This is a genomic window from Paenibacillus sp. FSL H7-0326 (assembly GCF_001955535.1).
GTDB lineage: Bacteria > Bacillota > Bacilli > Paenibacillales > Paenibacillaceae > Paenibacillus > Paenibacillus shunpengii.
In genome coordinates, this window is sequence record NZ_MPVN01000008.1 from 123,363 (window position 1) to 138,991 (window position 15,629).

The 15,629-nt window shown below is 47.0% G+C and carries 15 protein-coding genes and 1 rRNA gene; 14 read left to right on the forward strand and 2 right to left on the reverse strand.

The features are described from left to right. Positions 1-92 precede the first annotated feature (92 nt). The gene (locus BK126_RS26020) at positions 93-1,523 is read left to right on the forward strand and encodes an O-antigen ligase family protein (protein WP_076315398.1); all 1,431 of its coding nucleotides are present in this window, start codon (positions 93-95) and stop codon (positions 1,521-1,523) included. Between the two features lie 170 nt (positions 1,524-1,693). On the opposite strand, the gene BK126_RS26025 is transcribed toward BK126_RS26020, so the two are convergent. Then, a complete protein-coding gene (locus tag BK126_RS26025) occupies positions 1,694-2,035 on the reverse strand; it encodes a hypothetical protein (protein WP_047913756.1) in 342 nt (113 codons plus the stop codon). 305 nt (positions 2,036-2,340) lie between these two features. On the opposite strand from BK126_RS26025, the gene BK126_RS26030 reads away from it, so the two are divergent. From BK126_RS26030 to BK126_RS26080, 11 genes are all read left to right on the forward strand, one after another. Further along, positions 2,341-2,907, forward strand: coding sequence for a thioredoxin family protein (locus tag BK126_RS26030; RefSeq protein ID WP_076315399.1), 567 nt, complete (start codon positions 2,341-2,343; stop codon positions 2,905-2,907). Between the two features lies 1 nt (position 2,908). Continuing rightward, positions 2,909-3,544 (forward strand): MBL fold metallo-hydrolase, encoded by a 636-nt coding sequence (locus tag BK126_RS26035; protein ID WP_076315400.1) that lies wholly within the window; start codon positions 2,909-2,911, stop codon positions 3,542-3,544. A gap of 240 nt (positions 3,545-3,784) precedes the next feature. Continuing rightward, on the forward strand, positions 3,785-4,171 hold the full coding sequence (locus BK126_RS26040; protein ID WP_076315401.1) for an ATPase: 387 nt from the start codon (positions 3,785-3,787) through the stop codon (positions 4,169-4,171). Between the two features lie 166 nt (positions 4,172-4,337). Beyond that, positions 4,338-4,625 carry an Asp-tRNA(Asn)/Glu-tRNA(Gln) amidotransferase subunit GatC gene (gatC, locus tag BK126_RS26045; protein WP_076315402.1) on the forward strand — a complete coding sequence of 96 codons (288 nt, stop codon included), beginning with the start codon at positions 4,338-4,340 and terminating at the stop codon, positions 4,623-4,625. A 26-nt stretch (positions 4,626-4,651) separates the two neighbouring features. After that, entirely contained in the window at positions 4,652-6,109 is a 1,458-nt protein-coding gene (gatA, locus tag BK126_RS26050) for an Asp-tRNA(Asn)/Glu-tRNA(Gln) amidotransferase subunit GatA (RefSeq protein WP_076315403.1), read from the forward strand. Positions 6,110-6,139: 30 nt separating this feature from the next. Further along, a complete protein-coding gene (gene gatB / locus BK126_RS26055) occupies positions 6,140-7,579 on the forward strand; it encodes an Asp-tRNA(Asn)/Glu-tRNA(Gln) amidotransferase subunit GatB (RefSeq protein ID WP_076315404.1) in 1,440 nt (479 codons plus the stop codon). 91 nt (positions 7,580-7,670) lie between these two features. Further along, positions 7,671-8,144: a GNAT family N-acetyltransferase gene (locus tag BK126_RS26060; protein ID WP_076315405.1), complete on the forward strand. Its 474-nt coding sequence runs from the start codon at positions 7,671-7,673 to the stop codon at positions 8,142-8,144. A 32-nt stretch (positions 8,145-8,176) separates the two neighbouring features. After that, on the forward strand, positions 8,177-8,890 hold the full coding sequence (locus tag BK126_RS26065; RefSeq protein ID WP_076315406.1) for an MgtC/SapB family protein: 714 nt from the start codon (positions 8,177-8,179) through the stop codon (positions 8,888-8,890). Positions 8,891-9,080: 190 nt separating this feature from the next. Further along, complete coding sequence (locus BK126_RS26070; protein WP_083656234.1) at positions 9,081-11,018, forward strand: DUF4097 family beta strand repeat-containing protein; 1,938 nt, start codon at positions 9,081-9,083, stop codon at positions 11,016-11,018. A 181-nt stretch (positions 11,019-11,199) separates the two neighbouring features. Continuing rightward, positions 11,200-11,625 carry a Fur family transcriptional regulator gene (locus BK126_RS26075; RefSeq protein WP_047913764.1) on the forward strand — a complete coding sequence of 142 codons (426 nt, stop codon included), beginning with the start codon at positions 11,200-11,202 and terminating at the stop codon, positions 11,623-11,625. A gap of 127 nt (positions 11,626-11,752) precedes the next feature. Beyond that, on the forward strand, positions 11,753-13,471 hold the full coding sequence (locus BK126_RS26080; RefSeq protein WP_076315418.1) for a glycosyl hydrolase family 18 protein: 1,719 nt from the start codon (positions 11,753-11,755) through the stop codon (positions 13,469-13,471). A gap of 82 nt (positions 13,472-13,553) precedes the next feature. On the opposite strand, the gene BK126_RS26085 is transcribed toward BK126_RS26080, so the two are convergent. Further along, positions 13,554-13,931, reverse strand: coding sequence for a DUF2614 family zinc ribbon-containing protein (locus BK126_RS26085; RefSeq protein ID WP_076315407.1), 378 nt, complete (start codon positions 13,929-13,931; stop codon positions 13,554-13,556). Positions 13,932-14,052: 121 nt separating this feature from the next. Between BK126_RS26085 and BK126_RS26090 the strand changes: the two genes are divergently transcribed. Beyond that, a complete protein-coding gene (locus tag BK126_RS26090) occupies positions 14,053-14,931 on the forward strand; it encodes a nucleotidyltransferase-like protein (RefSeq protein WP_076315408.1) in 879 nt (292 codons plus the stop codon). A 475-nt stretch (positions 14,932-15,406) separates the two neighbouring features. Then, positions 15,407-15,629: ribosomal RNA gene (locus BK126_RS26095) — 16S ribosomal RNA — on the forward strand; the annotation flags it as partial.

Below are 15,629 nucleotides of genomic sequence, written 5' to 3' on the forward strand. Positions count from 1 at the left end.
GTCCAGCCCGGAAGGGTTGGGCTTTTTTGGGTTAGGCAATAGTAATAGGAGAACATTTCAACGAATTCTAGTGGAAAAGGGAGCCTCCTTAAATGCAGCATGCTGATCAAATACGAAAGAGCAAATCGGATAATGGGTTAGCCTTTTATGCCTTAGAGTCAATCGGACTACTGGTTACGGCAGCGCTCGTATATGCTTGTCTGCATCAGGGGTTGTTCTTCCCTTCCACCTGGCAATGGATCAGTATCTGGTTCCCGGCCGTGCTGCTCGTGTTGTGGCTGATCACCACCAATAGGGCTTCAAATTCAGCAGAATTAATGTACAACCATATACCGATTGTTTTCATTCCGTTGTTCATCGCTTTGATCTATGTGTGGCACCTGCAGTTTGGGAATCCGGTAAGCGTCAACGGAACAAGAGACAGCCTCATGCCATTTTTTATTATTAGTGTGTTCGCCGCGGGCTGCTGTATTCTTGGACAATCTATAGGAGGAAAAAAGTGGCTTTCAGCAGGCTTTCAGCTGACGGGCTGGCTGATGACGCTAAGCGGATTACTGGCCGTATGCGGTCTGCTTGTCCTTCCTAATGCAGTAATGAGGACGGATGATCCTCTGCTGAGTGCCTATGGTGCCAGACTTGCGGGCTTGGTCGAATACCCTAACGCGTACGGCGTGCTGGTCGGGATGTTCTTCTTGGAGCGGCTGGCTTCAGCCGCTTCGGCATGCTCCAGCTCCCCGGCAGGCGAGCTGAGGAAGGTGGCAGGAACGGCCCTCGGCCTGTTCCCAGCTGCGACCGCGCTCCTCATCAGCGAGTCGCGTGGAGCATGGCTCGCGCTGCTGCTGAGCGCACTCGCGCTGCTCCTGCTTCAGCGGCAAGGCAGGCGCCTGCCGCTGCTCTGTGCGAGTGCGCCGCCGCTCTTATGCGCCGCGCTCGCACATCAAGCCCTTGCCGGCGCAGCACTCGCGCCGGCTCCACTCCCCGGCCTCATGCTGCTGGCCGGGGGTGAGATTGCAGCGCTCGCACTCGCGCTGCTGCTCCATGCAATGCTGGCACGCGGGCACCGCGTGGCTGCCGCGTGCATGGCCCTTGCTGCACTGACAGGTGCAGCAGGGCTGGTGTACCATACTGCCATCAGCAGAATCACCTCCGGCGCAACTTGGTTTGCGAGGGAGGCGATGTGGCGTGATGCAGTGCTATATGGTCTGCGCTCCCCTTGGCTTGGGCATGGCGGGGACGCATGGAAGCATGCGGTATATACGGTCCAATCCACACCGTATATCGGCACAGAAGTGCACAGCGGATATCTGGAGCTATTCCTCGATACCGGTGTGATGGGGCTTATGCTCATGCTGCTCCTATTCGCTTACATCCTGCGCCTGCTGTTACGACATAGTCGGGAGACCATTCCCGTGTGCTTGATTGTCATGCTTCATGGCGCAGTCGATTTCGACTTCAGCTATCCTTTATTTTGGATGCTGCTTGTGTTGATTGCAGCCTGGAAGCTGCCGGTGCAGCGCTTGTAGCCACCAGTAGAACTTCTTGAATCGTTATTTTGCTGCCGGGCGGGTATCTTGTTTATTGAACCTCATTCATACTCAGCAACTTCCGTTTAGCCTGAATTTCCAGTCAATCTGCTGATCACTAGCGGATTGACTGGGAATTGGCGTAGCTCTGCTCAGCCCTATATTATGTTCTACCCCCCGTAAGCGTCTCGGAATGCGCTGGACAGCTTCGCGGCAGGCACGTTCCACAGCTCGGACAGCTCAGGAAGCACCTCGGTGTCCCACCAGTCGCACTGGGCTTTGCGATTATCCTGATGCTCCGTAACCCAGAGCAGGTTTGCGATGACCTTGCGGTAATACAGGTCTTCACCCTGCGATACCAAATCCGGGGCAATATACAGCTTCATCCGTTTTACAGTCCGGTACAGCTCCTTGCTGCAGGCACGTCTTATCTTTCTTGCGGACGGAAGCTTGGGTGCCGGTCCCTTGGAGAACGGGGCTGTCTGCTTGCCGTAGCGGGAATGCTCTTTCATGCTGATCGACCTCCTCTTTAGGTACCATATGCGAAATGGGGAAGGGCGGATACACTTCAGACTATTCTCAGCACAGAGCGTAAGCTACGGATTCCGTAAGACTTTCTCCAAGCCGAAAAATCGGCTATTATTGAATATGGAGGCTGGAATAAGAGACAACGTTGTGATGCAGGATAACAGCTTGATCTGTTTTCCTATCATTCCCACGTTCACTTGTTTGGCAGTTTCTGTTTGTTACGAGCCGAATTAGTTTATATGTAATCAATAATTCAAATCATGCTAATACGGGAAAGGAAGTGCTTCTCATGGCTCCTAATTTATCACACAAGTTTGGTAAAGGATTGTCTCCTCAAGAATTTATAGAGGGTATGACACAGAATAAAGAAGCTTTTCTAGATTGGTATAACCGCTTTGAGTGGACGAATGAAGAAGATAAATCCTTCTTTGACAGCTTAAAATACCGTGATGACCTGCGGGCAGTCATTATCGCTGCAGATTGGTGCGGTGATGTCGTTCGAAATATTCCTGTCGTCCTCCGGGCTTTGGAAGCGACGGATATGCCAGTGGACATGCTGATCATGGAGCACCATCTGGAGATCATGGATCAATTCCTGACTATGGGCGGACGTTCGATTCCAGTCGTTATTTTTACAGACTCGGGCGGTGCTGTTCTGGGAACCTGGGGACCACGTCCTGAGCATGTCCAGGAGGCAATGGTTGCCTTCAAGGAGAATAATCCAGACCGCGAGGCTGCGGATTACCAGAATAATCTGGCAGAGACGCGTCAGGAGATTAAACGACGTTATGGGGAGGGAACGGAATATCAGGCAGTCATCATCAAGGAGCTGCATGAGTTGATATCCGGTTTTTAAAATGCTGAACATACGTACTTTCAGTCTAGGTCCCCTGCAAACCAATGCCTATTTGGTGCAGGGAGAAGACAGCGGCAAGGCTTTTATCATTGACCCGGGGATGAACCCGGCTTCTCTGATCCGCGCAATTGAAGATTTGGAGATTGAGGCTATTCTATTGACCCATGCTCATTTTGACCATATTGGCGGTGTCGAAGAGATTCGGAAGCTGAAAGGCTGCCCTGTATATGTGCATACCGCTGAGGCCGAATGGCTTACGTCGGCAAAGTGGAACGGTTCACTGCGCTGGCTGGAGCTTGGTGGAGAGATTACGGCGAGTCCGGCGGAATATGATCTTGCAGCGGGTATGAAGCTGGACCTTGTAGGACAGACCTTTCACGTGTATCATACACCTGGGCATTCACCAGGAAGCGTCAGTCTCTTATGCGGTAAGGATCTGTTTGCTGGTGATGTTCTGTTCAGAGCGGGCGTAGGAAGAACCGATCTGCCAGGTGGAAGTGAGCGAGAGCTGATCCACTCCATCCAGAATACACTTTATACATTGGAAGATGATGTTAAGGTATATCCAGGCCACGGTCCAAGGACGACGATTGGTTTTGAGAAACAAAATAATCCTTATGTTCGACCTGGGCGTTAATTTAAATATTATGTCGATAAATGCTTCGAAATATATAGACAAATTTTTTATAATTGGTTACAATTATTTTTATTGAAACACCCACTAACTTTGCAAAGCACGCAGACTGCGGACGAGTCCCGGTTTGCGTTCTTTTTATTTTGTGTGTAATAACAAGTGCTATAGGAGCCCATTCTTTCCATAGACAGCATTCTTTATTTTTAGTAGACTAGACAGACAATAACAATCAGGAGGTAGACGATGCTACAATTAGGGGAGAAAATTATCATCGTCGCGGACGCCTTTGAGCAGAATCTTCCTGTAGGGGAATATGGTTATGTGATTGCATATGACCGGAACCCGGATAACGCTTTTGACTATGTGATTCGTGTACCTCAGGTTAACCGCAATTATTTCGTACCTACCGGCGATGTCGAGCCGGAGGTTTTGATCTTGAGGCAGGAGGCGGAGCGAGTCGAGCGGGAAGCTCTGATTGACTACGCTCTGGCGACACATAACGAAAGCCTGTTTCGTCAGCTTATGAATGGCGACAAAGTGGAACTCGTGGAAGAAGAGGAAGAGGCCGCAAGCGAACCGATGTCAACAGCAGATTTTATTAAACAAGTCAATCTTCGTGCGTGGATTTAAATGATAGGGTCGGCATTTGCCGGCTCTTTTTTGTATTCTTGGATTTGATACGCGTATTGGGTATAATCGGGTAACACTTGGATTTTCATTTGATTCACCGCATGGACGTGTTAAAATGGACACAATATGAATAGTATAGGTATTTTTAGAAGGAGGATTTGAAGGCATGAGTATTACGAAGCAAGATGTGCAGCATGTGGCCAAGCTGGCCCGTCTTAATCTCAGCGAGACAGAAGAAGCGCAGATGACGGAGCAGCTGAATGCCATTTTACAATATGCAGAGAAGCTGAACGAGCTTGATACAGAAGGTGTGGAACCAACTACGCACGTGCTTCATGTATCGAATGTAATGCGTGAAGATGAGGTTCGGGAGAGCCTGCCGATTGAAAAAGTAATGCTGAACGCGCCTGATGAGGAAGATGGCCAGATCAGAGTGCCGGCTGTACTTGAATAAGCTATTTTTTAGGGAGGTTAATAATCTTGAGTTTGCTTAAACATACACTACCTGAGATACATAATAAGCTGCATGCCAAAGAGATCTCGGTTTCCGAGCTGACCGCAGCATCTTATGCAAGAATAGGACAAGTTGAGGAGCAGGTACGTGCGTATCTCACCCTTGATGAGGAAGGGGCAATGGAGGCCGCAAGAAGGCTGGATGACAAGCTTGTATCAGGCGAAGCCCGCGGACTCCTATTTGGCCTGCCTGCAGGAATTAAGGATAATATCTCGACAGAGGGGCTCCGCACAACCTGTGCAAGTCAGTTCCTATCGAACTTTACTCCAGTTTATGATGCGACTGTAGTTAAGAAGCTGAAGGCAGCGGATGTCGTAACACTTGGCAAGCTGAACATGGACGAGTTTGCGATGGGGGGCTCGAACGAGAATTCGAGCTTCTATCCGGTGCGTAATCCATGGGATCTGGATCGGGTGCCCGGAGGCTCCAGCGGGGGTTCAGCTGCGGCAGTGGCCGCAGGAGAAGCTTACTTCACACTCGGCTCCGACACGGGCGGTTCGATTCGCCAGCCTGCCTCTTATTGCGGCGTAGTCGGTTTGAAACCGACCTATGGTCGTGTTTCCCGTTTCGGACTAGTTGCATTTGCTTCTTCTCTTGATCAGATCGGCCCGGTCACGAAAAATGTCGAGGATTCTGCTTATGTACTTCAAGCGATTTCCGGATATGATTCTATGGATTCGACGTCAGCCAATGTTGAAGTTCCTGATTTTCTGAGCAGCCTGACCGGAGAAGTAAAAGGTCTGCGGATCGGAGTTCCTAAGGAATATATCGGCGAAGGCGTTGATCCATCTGTGAAGGAGACGGTAATGTCTGCGCTTAAAGTCCTCGAAGGACTCGGAGCAGCCTGGGAAGAGGTATCTCTACCGCATACAGAGTATGCGGTAGCCAGCTATTATTTGCTAGCTTCCTCCGAAGCATCTTCTAATCTTGCCAGATTTGATGGCGTTCGTTATGGCGTTCGTGCGGACAACCCTGATAATCTGCTTGATCTGTATCATAAATCCCGCAGTGAGGGCTTCGGCAGTGAAGTGAAACGCCGGATTATGCTCGGAACATACGCACTCAGCTCAGGCTACTATGATGCCTATTACTTAAAGGCTCAAAAAGTCCGCACGCTGATCAAGAATGATTTTGACGAAGTATTTAAGAACTATGATGTTATTATTGGACCAACAGCGCCTACGACAGCATTCAAGCTCGGTTCTCAAGTAGACAATCCGCTGACGATGTATCTGAATGATATCCTTACGATTCCTGTCAGCCTTGCAGGTGTGCCTGCGATCAGCATTCCTTGCGGTTTTGCTGATGGAATGCCTGTCGGAATGCAAATTATCGGCAAGGCTTTTGATGAAGCGACCGTTCTTCGTGTTGCCCATGCATTTGAGCAGCATACGGAATATCACAAACAGCAGCCACAGCTATAAGGCCTAAGGGAAAGAGAGGGAAAATGAATCATGTCAACATCCAAGTACGAGACAGTCATCGGGCTTGAAGTCCATGTTGAGCTGCATACGAAATCTAAAATTTTCTGCGGCTGCTCCACGGAGTTTGGTGCACCGCCGAATACACATACATGTCCGATCTGCCTGGGGCATCCCGGAGTTCTTCCGGTGCTGAACCGTCAGGCGGTCGAATACGCGATGAAAGCAGCCATGGCTCTGAACTGTACGATCGCAGATATTAGCAAATTTGACCGTAAGAACTATTTTTATCCCGATTCGCCTAAGGCCTATCAGATCTCTCAATATGATCAGCCTGTTGGAGAGAATGGCTGGATTGATATTGAAGTAAACGGAGAAGCCAAGCGTATCGGAATCACACGTCTCCATCTGGAGGAGGATGCGGGTAAGCTGACTCATATGGATGGCGGTTATGGTACACTTGCGGACTATAATAGAGTAGGTACTCCACTGGTTGAGATTGTATCAGAACCGGATATTTCTTCGCCGGAAGAAGCGCGTGCTTATTTGGAGAAGATCCGTTCCATCATGCAATACTGTGATGTATCCGATGTGAAGATGGAGGAAGGGTCCCTGCGCTGCGATGCCAATATCAGCTTGCGCCCATACGGACAGAAAGAGTTCGGTACCAAAGCCGAACTGAAGAATATGAACTCCTTCCGTGGCGTACAGCGCGGTCTTGAATATGAGGAATACCGCCAGGCTGAGCTGCTGAATGACGGAGACGAGGTCGTTCAGGAAACTCGCCGCTGGGATGAGTCGCAGGGCAAGACACTGTCCATGCGCAGCAAGGAAGAGGCTCATGATTATCGCTACTTCCCAGACCCTGACCTTGTCACACTTCATATTGATCAGGAATGGAAGGATCGGGTAAAGGCTACTATTCCAGAGCTTCCTGATGAGCGTAAAGCGCGTTACACGGCAGAGTACGGCCTGCCTTCCTATGATGCCGATGTCATTACAGCTTCCAAAGCGGTAGCTGATCTGTTTGAAGAGAGTCTTAAGCACACTTCGGACGCCAAAGCCGTATCCAACTGGATTATGGGAGATCTCCTTGGCTATCTGAACAGTGAGAATCTGGAGCTGTCAGCGGTTCCGATCACGGGTGAAGGTCTTGGCGAAATGATTGGATTGATTGAGAAAGGTACGATCAGCTCGAAGATTGCGAAGACCGTATTCAAGGAAATGCTTGTGAGCGGCAAGAAGCCGCAGCAGATTGTTGAGGAGAAAGGTCTCGTCCAGATCAGTGATGAGGGAGCCATTCTTGGCATAGTTGAGCAAGTCGTTGCTGCGAACCCGCAATCGGTTGAGGACTACAAAGCAGGTAAGCAAAAAGCAATCGGCTTCCTTGTGGGTCAGGTAATGAAGGAAAGTAAAGGCAAGGCGAATCCGGGCATGGTAAACAAGCTGCTTGCTGATGTCTTGAACCGGTAGTATGCTGGTAAGTACAGTCATAAAATCGTTGAACACGGAAGCTCGTCCATTGCGGCGGGCTTCTTTTTGAATTAGGGGGCTGGTTAGGGAAATGATACTAAATATTTCTTTGCAAGACAGGGACCTGATGCTGGAAGTATGGAGACTGCAGCAGATGGCATATCGCTTGGAGGCCGAGCTGATCGGCTTTCACGACATTCCACCGCTGCTTGATACCATTGACAGTCTTCAGGAATGCGGAGAGACGTTTTATGGGTATATAAATGAAGATATGGAGCTTATCGGGGCGATTTCGGTGGAGCAGGAATGGGAAGACAGCCTGACGATCTCAAGAATGATGGTTCATCCGAATCATTTTCGAAGAGGTGTTGCCGGTCAGCTTATTCAGCATGTACTGGATCAATATTTCAAAGTGCGAAAGTTTATTGTGTCGACAGGCATGAAGAATACACCTGCTGTAATGCTGTATCAAAAGTACGGCTTCGAGCCTGTACAGACCTGTGAGATTGCACCAAATGTGGAATTAACGACGTTCCATTTGAATAGGATGTACGATCGTTCTTAATTCAGACACGAATGACGGAAGGAGATATGCAAATGAACGATCCTTGGTATATCAGTGAATGGAGTATACTTCTTAGATTGCTCCTTGCCATGCTTATGGGAGGGCTTATCGGACTTGAACGCGAGCGCTCCAACCATGCGGCAGGCTTCAGAACTCATATTTTGGTATGTTTGGGTTCATCATTAATTATGATCTTATCGGTCTATGGCTTTGGTGATTTTGTAAATGAGGTTAATGTTCGTATGGACCCTGCACGTTTGGCGGCAGCCGTTATTACCGGCGTGGGCTTTCTGGGAGCGGGAACGATCCTGTTCACGGGTAAATCCATCACTGGGCTTACGACGGCAGCTTCAATATGGGTAGTCGCAGCCATAGGTCTTGCTGTAGGGGCAGGCTTCTATTTTGCCGCTGTAATATCAACGCTGCTGGTACTTCTGAACTTGTGGGTATTTAATAAAGTTGAACGTCGTTACCTTAAAGCCAACAAACAGCACTTGATAACACTAAGCGGAGACTCATCTCCCAATCTGATTGAGAAGATTTCCGCCTTTATGGAGGCTGAGAAGATTATTATACGGAAAATGACGGTGAGTGATCTGGAAGTGGGTCCTCCCGGCTATCGATCTGAATTGAATCTTCATGTGGAAGTATCCCTGCACGTACTGGTTCCTAACAATTTCAGCACCGTGGATTTGGTTACCAAGCTGCAGAGCTGTCATCAGTTCAGGTCTATATCAGTGGAATAAACAAATTTTAGACACTTTACTTTTCGTTATTTGAGAAGTAAGGTGTTTTTTTGTAGACAAAATATATTCGGGATTTGGAAGTTTGTGCTGCAAACAACATAAGCTTTCCAGTTACTATAGAAGAAGAATAGGGTAGTATCAAAAGAAAAGCAGATTATGCAATTGTTCTTATTGGAGGTGAGCACCTTAAATGCAGATGAATACCGATCCGAACCCGAAGCGTCCAAAAAGACGGCTCCAGCGTAACTGGCACAAGTTTATTGCAGGTTTATTGTCTGCGTTGTTCCCTGGCTTGGGTCATATTTATTTGGGTTTGTACATTAAAGGCCTCACTTTTATTTTCTTGTTATTGCTTGATTTAACGGCCTTATTATACTTCTCGTCGATTGGGATTCAGATCAATGTTCCGTTAATTATTTTATTGTCGCTTGTCATCCCCGTCATTTACTTCATCAATATTTATGATGTTCTGCAATTAGCGGATTGGGTGCTTATGAAGAAACGACGTATACAAACAGAGGGAGAGCCAAGTAAGGACTCGTCTATATTGCGCCCAGGCATCGGTTTTATGGGTTGGGAGCGAGGGTTATCCTTCGGCATGCTGCTGATCTTTGGCGGTGGACTGATGGTGCTGTTTGTACAGAAACCCCGCTGGCTCGAATGGTATTTGGCTCAGTATGGGTTATATGCTGTAGGCGCTGCCCTTGTTATCGCAGGGTTATTATTATTAAATCGAGAACTGATATTGTCCTTCACTTTTAAGAAACGTCGTTTGAATAAGAGTACAGGCTCTTACTTAAAAATTAGAATTGGGAGATATACAGCATCGACCCTTCTCATTATCGTTGGCATTCTGCTCATTATAGACAAGGTCGATCAGACCGAGTATGTTTTCAGTCTAGTTAACTATTGGCCGTTTATCCTGGTCATTTGGGGGATTGAATTTATTATCGCCTTTCTGCTCAATCAAGTATTAATACCTGCGGCAAAAAGGAAATCACGCTACAGATTCAGACCCGATTTTAAAGGCATATTATCTGCCGCTATTTTGATCTGCTGTATTTTTATTGTGACACAGCAGGATCATTACGCGCATCTGTGGAACCGAGTGAGCCTGAATTTAAGTGCCGCTTCGCTGGATTACAGTGAGGCAGCCGACAACCAAATCGAAAAAGAAACGATTTCTATTCCGGTTGAAATGGAAACAGGTGCCGTTGTCGTCGAAAATGTGAATGGTGACATTCGGATTAACCGAGGGGACGTAGAGTCGGTCGTCGTCAAGACGGTTGCTTGGGTGGATCAAGTAGAGCCTGTTGAAGCTCAGGCCGTTGCAGATGCATCCGAGGTTAATGTACAGGAAGGGAAAACGATCCAAATTGCTGCCAAGCCTCAAGGATACGGGAGTGAATCTAAACGCCAGCCTAGAATGAATCTGACCATCACGATCCCGGATGACCGGCGCTTTGATCTGCAAGTGAGAACCTCTAATGGCTCTGTATATCTTGATCGGCCAGAGGCAATCAGCAGCATTCATGTCGAAAGCGGGAATGGAAAGATCTATATCCATAATGCCATTGGAGATGTCCATGCCAAGACCCTTAACGGGAATATATCGGTAGCTGATGTAATCGGAAGTGCTGTGCTGAGCACCAATCGCGGTGATCTTCGAGCAGAGGAAGTGACAGGCAGCGTAGATCTTACGACGCTTGTTGGACGCATACAGGCTTCAGACATCGTGGGGGATATTACAGGCAGTACACGAAACGGGAATATTTCCGTAAATGAACCGGTTGCCAAATTAAAATTAGAGACATTGAACGGTGCTGTCCAGGTCCAAACGAAACAGATCGGCGGAGACTGGGACATATACAGTGCTGTCGGCGATATTTTATTAGCCATTCCTGAGACAGGAGATTATGAGGTATCGGGCTCAAGCACCTACGGTAATCTTAACGTCGAACCTCCCTACACGATTGAGAATAGGATGATTACAGGTGTCTCCGGAACAGGAGAGTATAAGGTTCAAGTAGAGGGTAATAGTGATATAACCATTCAGCGCTCTTTAATGGAGGATGAGACCAGCGGGGGAAATACGCAGACGAATCGGACGAATCAAATGCTGCAGTGATCACTTGTTTTTTTGACAATACCTTAAAAGTTCCCTGATTTGCATGCCTCACATGCGTTGACAACAATTAGAATTAAACTTTACAATATATTTGTGTGATAAAGGTTACTGTAATTGTTATTTTTTATGAGACTATCTATTTCTTTTTAGGCGCATGAATAAAGGTAAGGCGGTGGGCCATATGTCAACACGTGTCCAACATGCATTAGAACAATTGAAAACGACCGGTGTTCGTATAACGCCTCAGCGCCATGCGATACTCAATTATCTTATGGAATCCATGGGACATCCAACAGCAGATGAGATTTATCGAGCTCTCGAGCCTCAGTTTCCAAGCATGAGCGTGGCGACCGTATATAATAATCTGAAGATGTTTACAAATGCCGGTATGGTGCGGGAGCTGGCGTATGGCGATAATGCAAGCAGGTTTGATGCCAACGTCACAGATCATTATCATATTATTTGTGAAGCGTGCGGAACCATTCGGGATTTTAATTATCCTTCACTTGCTGATGTGGAAGAACGAGCCGGGCTGGATACAGGCTTTCAGGTGAACGGATTACGGTTGGAATTGTACGGTGTATGTGAGAGTTGCAGGCCATCGTAAAAGGTGTATACAATAGCGTGAGAAATTCCTTTCATAGGAGTATCTCACGCTTTTTAGATTTTGGGTATTCGCAGCGAGCGTCTATGGATTAGGAAGAAGCTATTGCTATAGGATGGGGGAGCATCAATTGGCAAAAGGTTATCGCAAAAAGAGAAGGCGAAAGTCCGGTTTTACTAAGAAGATTGCAGCGATTGGGTTTATTGGAGTAGGTATCTATTTGCTGATCACGACATTTAATCTGCAAAATATATATGAAGACGCAGACTGGAGAGGTTTTACGAAACCGATCTTTGTACAAGGAGAGCTGATGGATTACGAAGCTGTAGGCTCGGGTGAGAGCTTGCAGCTCCCGCTTCCTGTTTTACAGGAGGCCGTCGATCCGGCGATGCGATTTGAAGACGGAGATCGTGCGATTATATTAACCTCACCGGATAAAGTAATGAGACTGCATGTCGGTAAAGAGGAAGCAGAGCTGAATACGAAGGAGTATGAGCTTCATACGGCTCCTTTTGAAGAACAGGGAGTACCTTATGTACCATTGCAGGCAGTAAAAGAAGTGTACGGTGTTACCGTTCATGAAGACATGGATACTGGTGCTGTGCTTCTAATGAACGCAGGCGAAGTCATTCAATACGGCTCAGCAGCCGGTAAAGATCCTGAACAGGAAATTCCACTCTATAAAGAGCCGGATAAAGGCTCTGCAATCATCGCGCAGATGAATCCAGGGGATCGGGTGAGGATTTGGTCCACGAATGGAGACTGGAATTATGTTCAAATGGATGATGGTTATGCGGGGTATACATCTGCTGGCAAAATAAAGCCCACAGAAAAGGTGACGGTTCCAGTACCAGAATCATTACCCACAGCAGCCGAACAGCGCTGGAAGGGGAAGACGATTAATCTGGCATGGGAAGCCGTATACAATAGAGCAGCTGATCCAGCCAACCTGCAGACAATGGAGGGCGTCAACGTGGTGAGTCCGACATGGTTTGATATTACAGATGGCAATGGTTCGGTAGAGAGCAAGGGTGATCTGGAATACGTACACAGGGCCAAGTCGCTGGGTATGGAGGTCTGGGGACTGCTCAGCAATAGCTTTGATCCGGATATGACTGCAGAAGCACTCTCTACTTATGATCGACGAACGGCTATTATCCAGAAAATGATCGAATATGCTGATGCTTACGAGCTGGACGGTATCAATATAGATTTCGAGAATGTGTACACAGAGGACGGGCCGATGGTTACTCAGTTCATGAGAGAGCTTCGTCCTTACGCCAAGCAGAATGACCTCGTGTTGTCGATTGCAGTTACACCGAAGTCAAACAGTGAGATGTGGTCCTTATTTTTAGATCGCAGGGCACTAGGTGAAATTGCAGATTACATGATGGTCATGACTTATGATGAACACTGGGCATCAAGTCCAACGGCAGGATCCGTTGCATCCTTGCCATGGGTGACTGCGGGGATGAACAAGATCATGGTAGAAGATGAAGTGCCTGCGGACAAGCTGCTGCTTGGAATTCCATCCTATACTAGAGTATGGTCTATCAAGGAATCCGGAGAGGACAGCGGGATTACTTCCAAAGCGATTGGTATGGACTCAGCGCAGGATCTGATTAAGCAGCATAAGCTGACTCCGACATTCTCAGCGGATACAGGACAGAACTATGTGGAATTCACAGAGGGGGAAGTGCGGAATCAGATCTGGCTTGAGGATAAAACCTCACTTCGGGCAAGAGTTGATCTTGCGAGTGAGCTGAAGCTCGCTGGAATCGCCACCTGGAACAGAAGCTTTGCCAATGAAGGTGCATGGGCAGTGCTTAATCGAATTCATCAACGTTGAAGAACTAATACACTATAATTATAAAAAAACAGGGACAGTTCAACAATGAGAGCTGTCCCTGTATTGCTATTCTTGCACCTGCTTATGATCTGGATACGGGTTCCGATTTCTTCATGTTTAATTCTTCAATAGTGGTATTTGCCTGTGCTGGGTCGTGCGTTAATATCGTCTTGCAGAACATACAGCGGTCCGTCTTGCCCAGCATTTTGGTGAGCTTGCTGCATTCAGGACATTCAATTTGAACTGCGCTCACAGACATCATTCCAGCCCAGAAATAGATGGCAAGACTGCCCATCATCGCGATCAAGCCAATGACAAGTCCAATGCCGGCAAATACCTTGCCTGCGCTGCCCCAGAATACAATTCCGGCTGTGCCGAGAACCATGAGCCCCATGCCCAGCATTGTAAGCAACAGTCCCCACGTACGAAAGGCTTCAATTTTTGCAGTTTTAAAAATCATAGCTATGCTCCTTATGCATGAGTGTCGTCTTCTCAGTGAAGCAGGAAACCTATGTTCTTATGTAGAACTATATTATAACTTAACTGGAATAAAATCACCATTTTTTGTCTGGAGGGAGACCGTGGAACTTAAGAATTATTCTTTTTTATCGGAGGAATCATCTAAACACGGAGCAGTTGGAGCAATTGTCTACCCCCATTCAGGGGAACAATTTTATGGATCACTTATGCAGGATTTCGAGGTTCTTGTACTGATACTGCATGAAGAAGGCCCAACTGAGAATAGATACAGGCATTCAGCCATTGGTGAATTGCGATATCAGATTCTATATATGGACTGGATGCGTCTGACCCGTTGTTTGATTACGGGAGAAGATCGAGGTGTGGTTGAAGCTTTTTTACATGGCGATATATTATGGGACAAGGGTGACAAGATTAAGGTTCACAGAAATTATATTCAACAATTCGGTCCAAAGCTCCGCAAGCAAAAAATATTTTATGAGTTCTCTCAGTTTTTGCGCACTTATTTGGATGCCAAGAGATGGATCAAAGACGGAGAAGTGATCGATGCTTATCAAGGCGTTCTGGAATCATTAAATCATTGGGCAAGAATTGTAGTGATGGAGAAAGGAATCTCACCCGAAAGAGCAGTCTGGACTCAGATACGAGATATGGATCGCTCTGTATATAAGTTGTATGAGGAGCTTACAATGAGCAAAGAGACCCTTGAACAGCGCGTAGAGCTTATACTACTAGCTTGTGAATTCTCTGTGTTGTCCAAGATGGAGAGCAGCTGTAGTCTTCTACTGGACATTCTTCGCAGTGGAAATAAGCCGTGGAGCCTGCATGATCTGATGAAGCATCCTGACCTTTGCTTTATGCAAGATGAGATTCCGTTACTGCTTCGAAAATTGGTTCACCGTTCTATTATTAGAGAAATAGAGAGCCTTGTTCCATTTGTAACCGAAGGAGGCAAAGAGATTAAATATTGTGCGAAGTGAATAATACCGACTTATGTTATCGCTTCGATCTGTTGTTTTCCATTGTTATCTGTACTGAAGTAGAATAGACGCAGAAAAGATCGAATTTAATTGAAAAAAGTTAGCTAAATAGCTTGACTCTTATATTCAAATCGTGATAAATTATAACTCGCCCGTTAAAAAGGCGCTAAGCATTCTGGAATAACTTAAATGCGTGGTTATCCATTGCAGATAAGAGGTTGAAAACTTTTTAAAAAAAGTGCTTGACTAAAGAATGCAGAGTATGATACATTATAAAAGTCGCCGCTGAAATTAAATGAAGCGATGACAACGAAGTTGATCTTTGAAAACTGAACAACGAGTGAGCAGAATTTTGCAACTGCAAAATTCTAAACGCGAGGTTATGGTACAAGTCGTCAGACGGTATGATAACCGAGCAAAATAAAGAGAACATTACGTTCTCGTCAGTTTTTGTAAATGAGCTTAATCGCTCTCTTTTTTGGAGAGTTTGATCCTGGCTCAGGACGAACGCTGGCGGCGTGCCTAATACATGCAAGTCGAGCGGAGTAAGGTGAAACTTGTTTCACCTAGCTTAGCGGCGGACGGGTGAGTAACACGTAGGTAACCTGCCCATAAGACTGGGATAACTACCGGAAACGGTAGCTAATACCGGATAGGTTCTTCTCTCGCATGGGAGGGGAAAGAAAGACGGAGCAATC

Coding starts and splice junctions, on each gene's coding strand:
- gatB (WP_076315404.1), top strand. CDS start 6,140: ATGTCAACATCCAAGTACGAGACAGTCATCGGGCTTGAAGTCCATGTT.
- BK126_RS26075 (WP_047913764.1), top strand. CDS start 11,200: ATGTCAACACGTGTCCAACATGCATTAGAACAATTGAAAACGACCGGT.
- BK126_RS26040 (WP_076315401.1), top strand. CDS start 3,785: ATGCTACAATTAGGGGAGAAAATTATCATCGTCGCGGACGCCTTTGAG.
- BK126_RS26030 (WP_076315399.1), top strand. CDS start 2,341: ATGGCTCCTAATTTATCACACAAGTTTGGTAAAGGATTGTCTCCTCAA.
- BK126_RS26060 (WP_076315405.1), top strand. CDS start 7,671: ATGATACTAAATATTTCTTTGCAAGACAGGGACCTGATGCTGGAAGTA.
- BK126_RS26035 (WP_076315400.1), top strand. CDS start 2,909: ATGCTGAACATACGTACTTTCAGTCTAGGTCCCCTGCAAACCAATGCC.
- BK126_RS26085 (WP_076315407.1), bottom strand. CDS start 13,931: ATGATTTTTAAAACTGCAAAAATTGAAGCCTTTCGTACGTGGGGACTG.
- BK126_RS26020 (WP_076315398.1), top strand. CDS start 93: ATGCAGCATGCTGATCAAATACGAAAGAGCAAATCGGATAATGGGTTA.
- BK126_RS26070 (WP_083656234.1), top strand. CDS start 9,081: ATGCAGATGAATACCGATCCGAACCCGAAGCGTCCAAAAAGACGGCTC.
- gatC (WP_076315402.1), top strand. CDS start 4,338: ATGAGTATTACGAAGCAAGATGTGCAGCATGTGGCCAAGCTGGCCCGT.
- BK126_RS26025 (WP_047913756.1), bottom strand. CDS start 2,035: ATGAAAGAGCATTCCCGCTACGGCAAGCAGACAGCCCCGTTCTCCAAG.
- BK126_RS26065 (WP_076315406.1), top strand. CDS start 8,177: ATGAACGATCCTTGGTATATCAGTGAATGGAGTATACTTCTTAGATTG.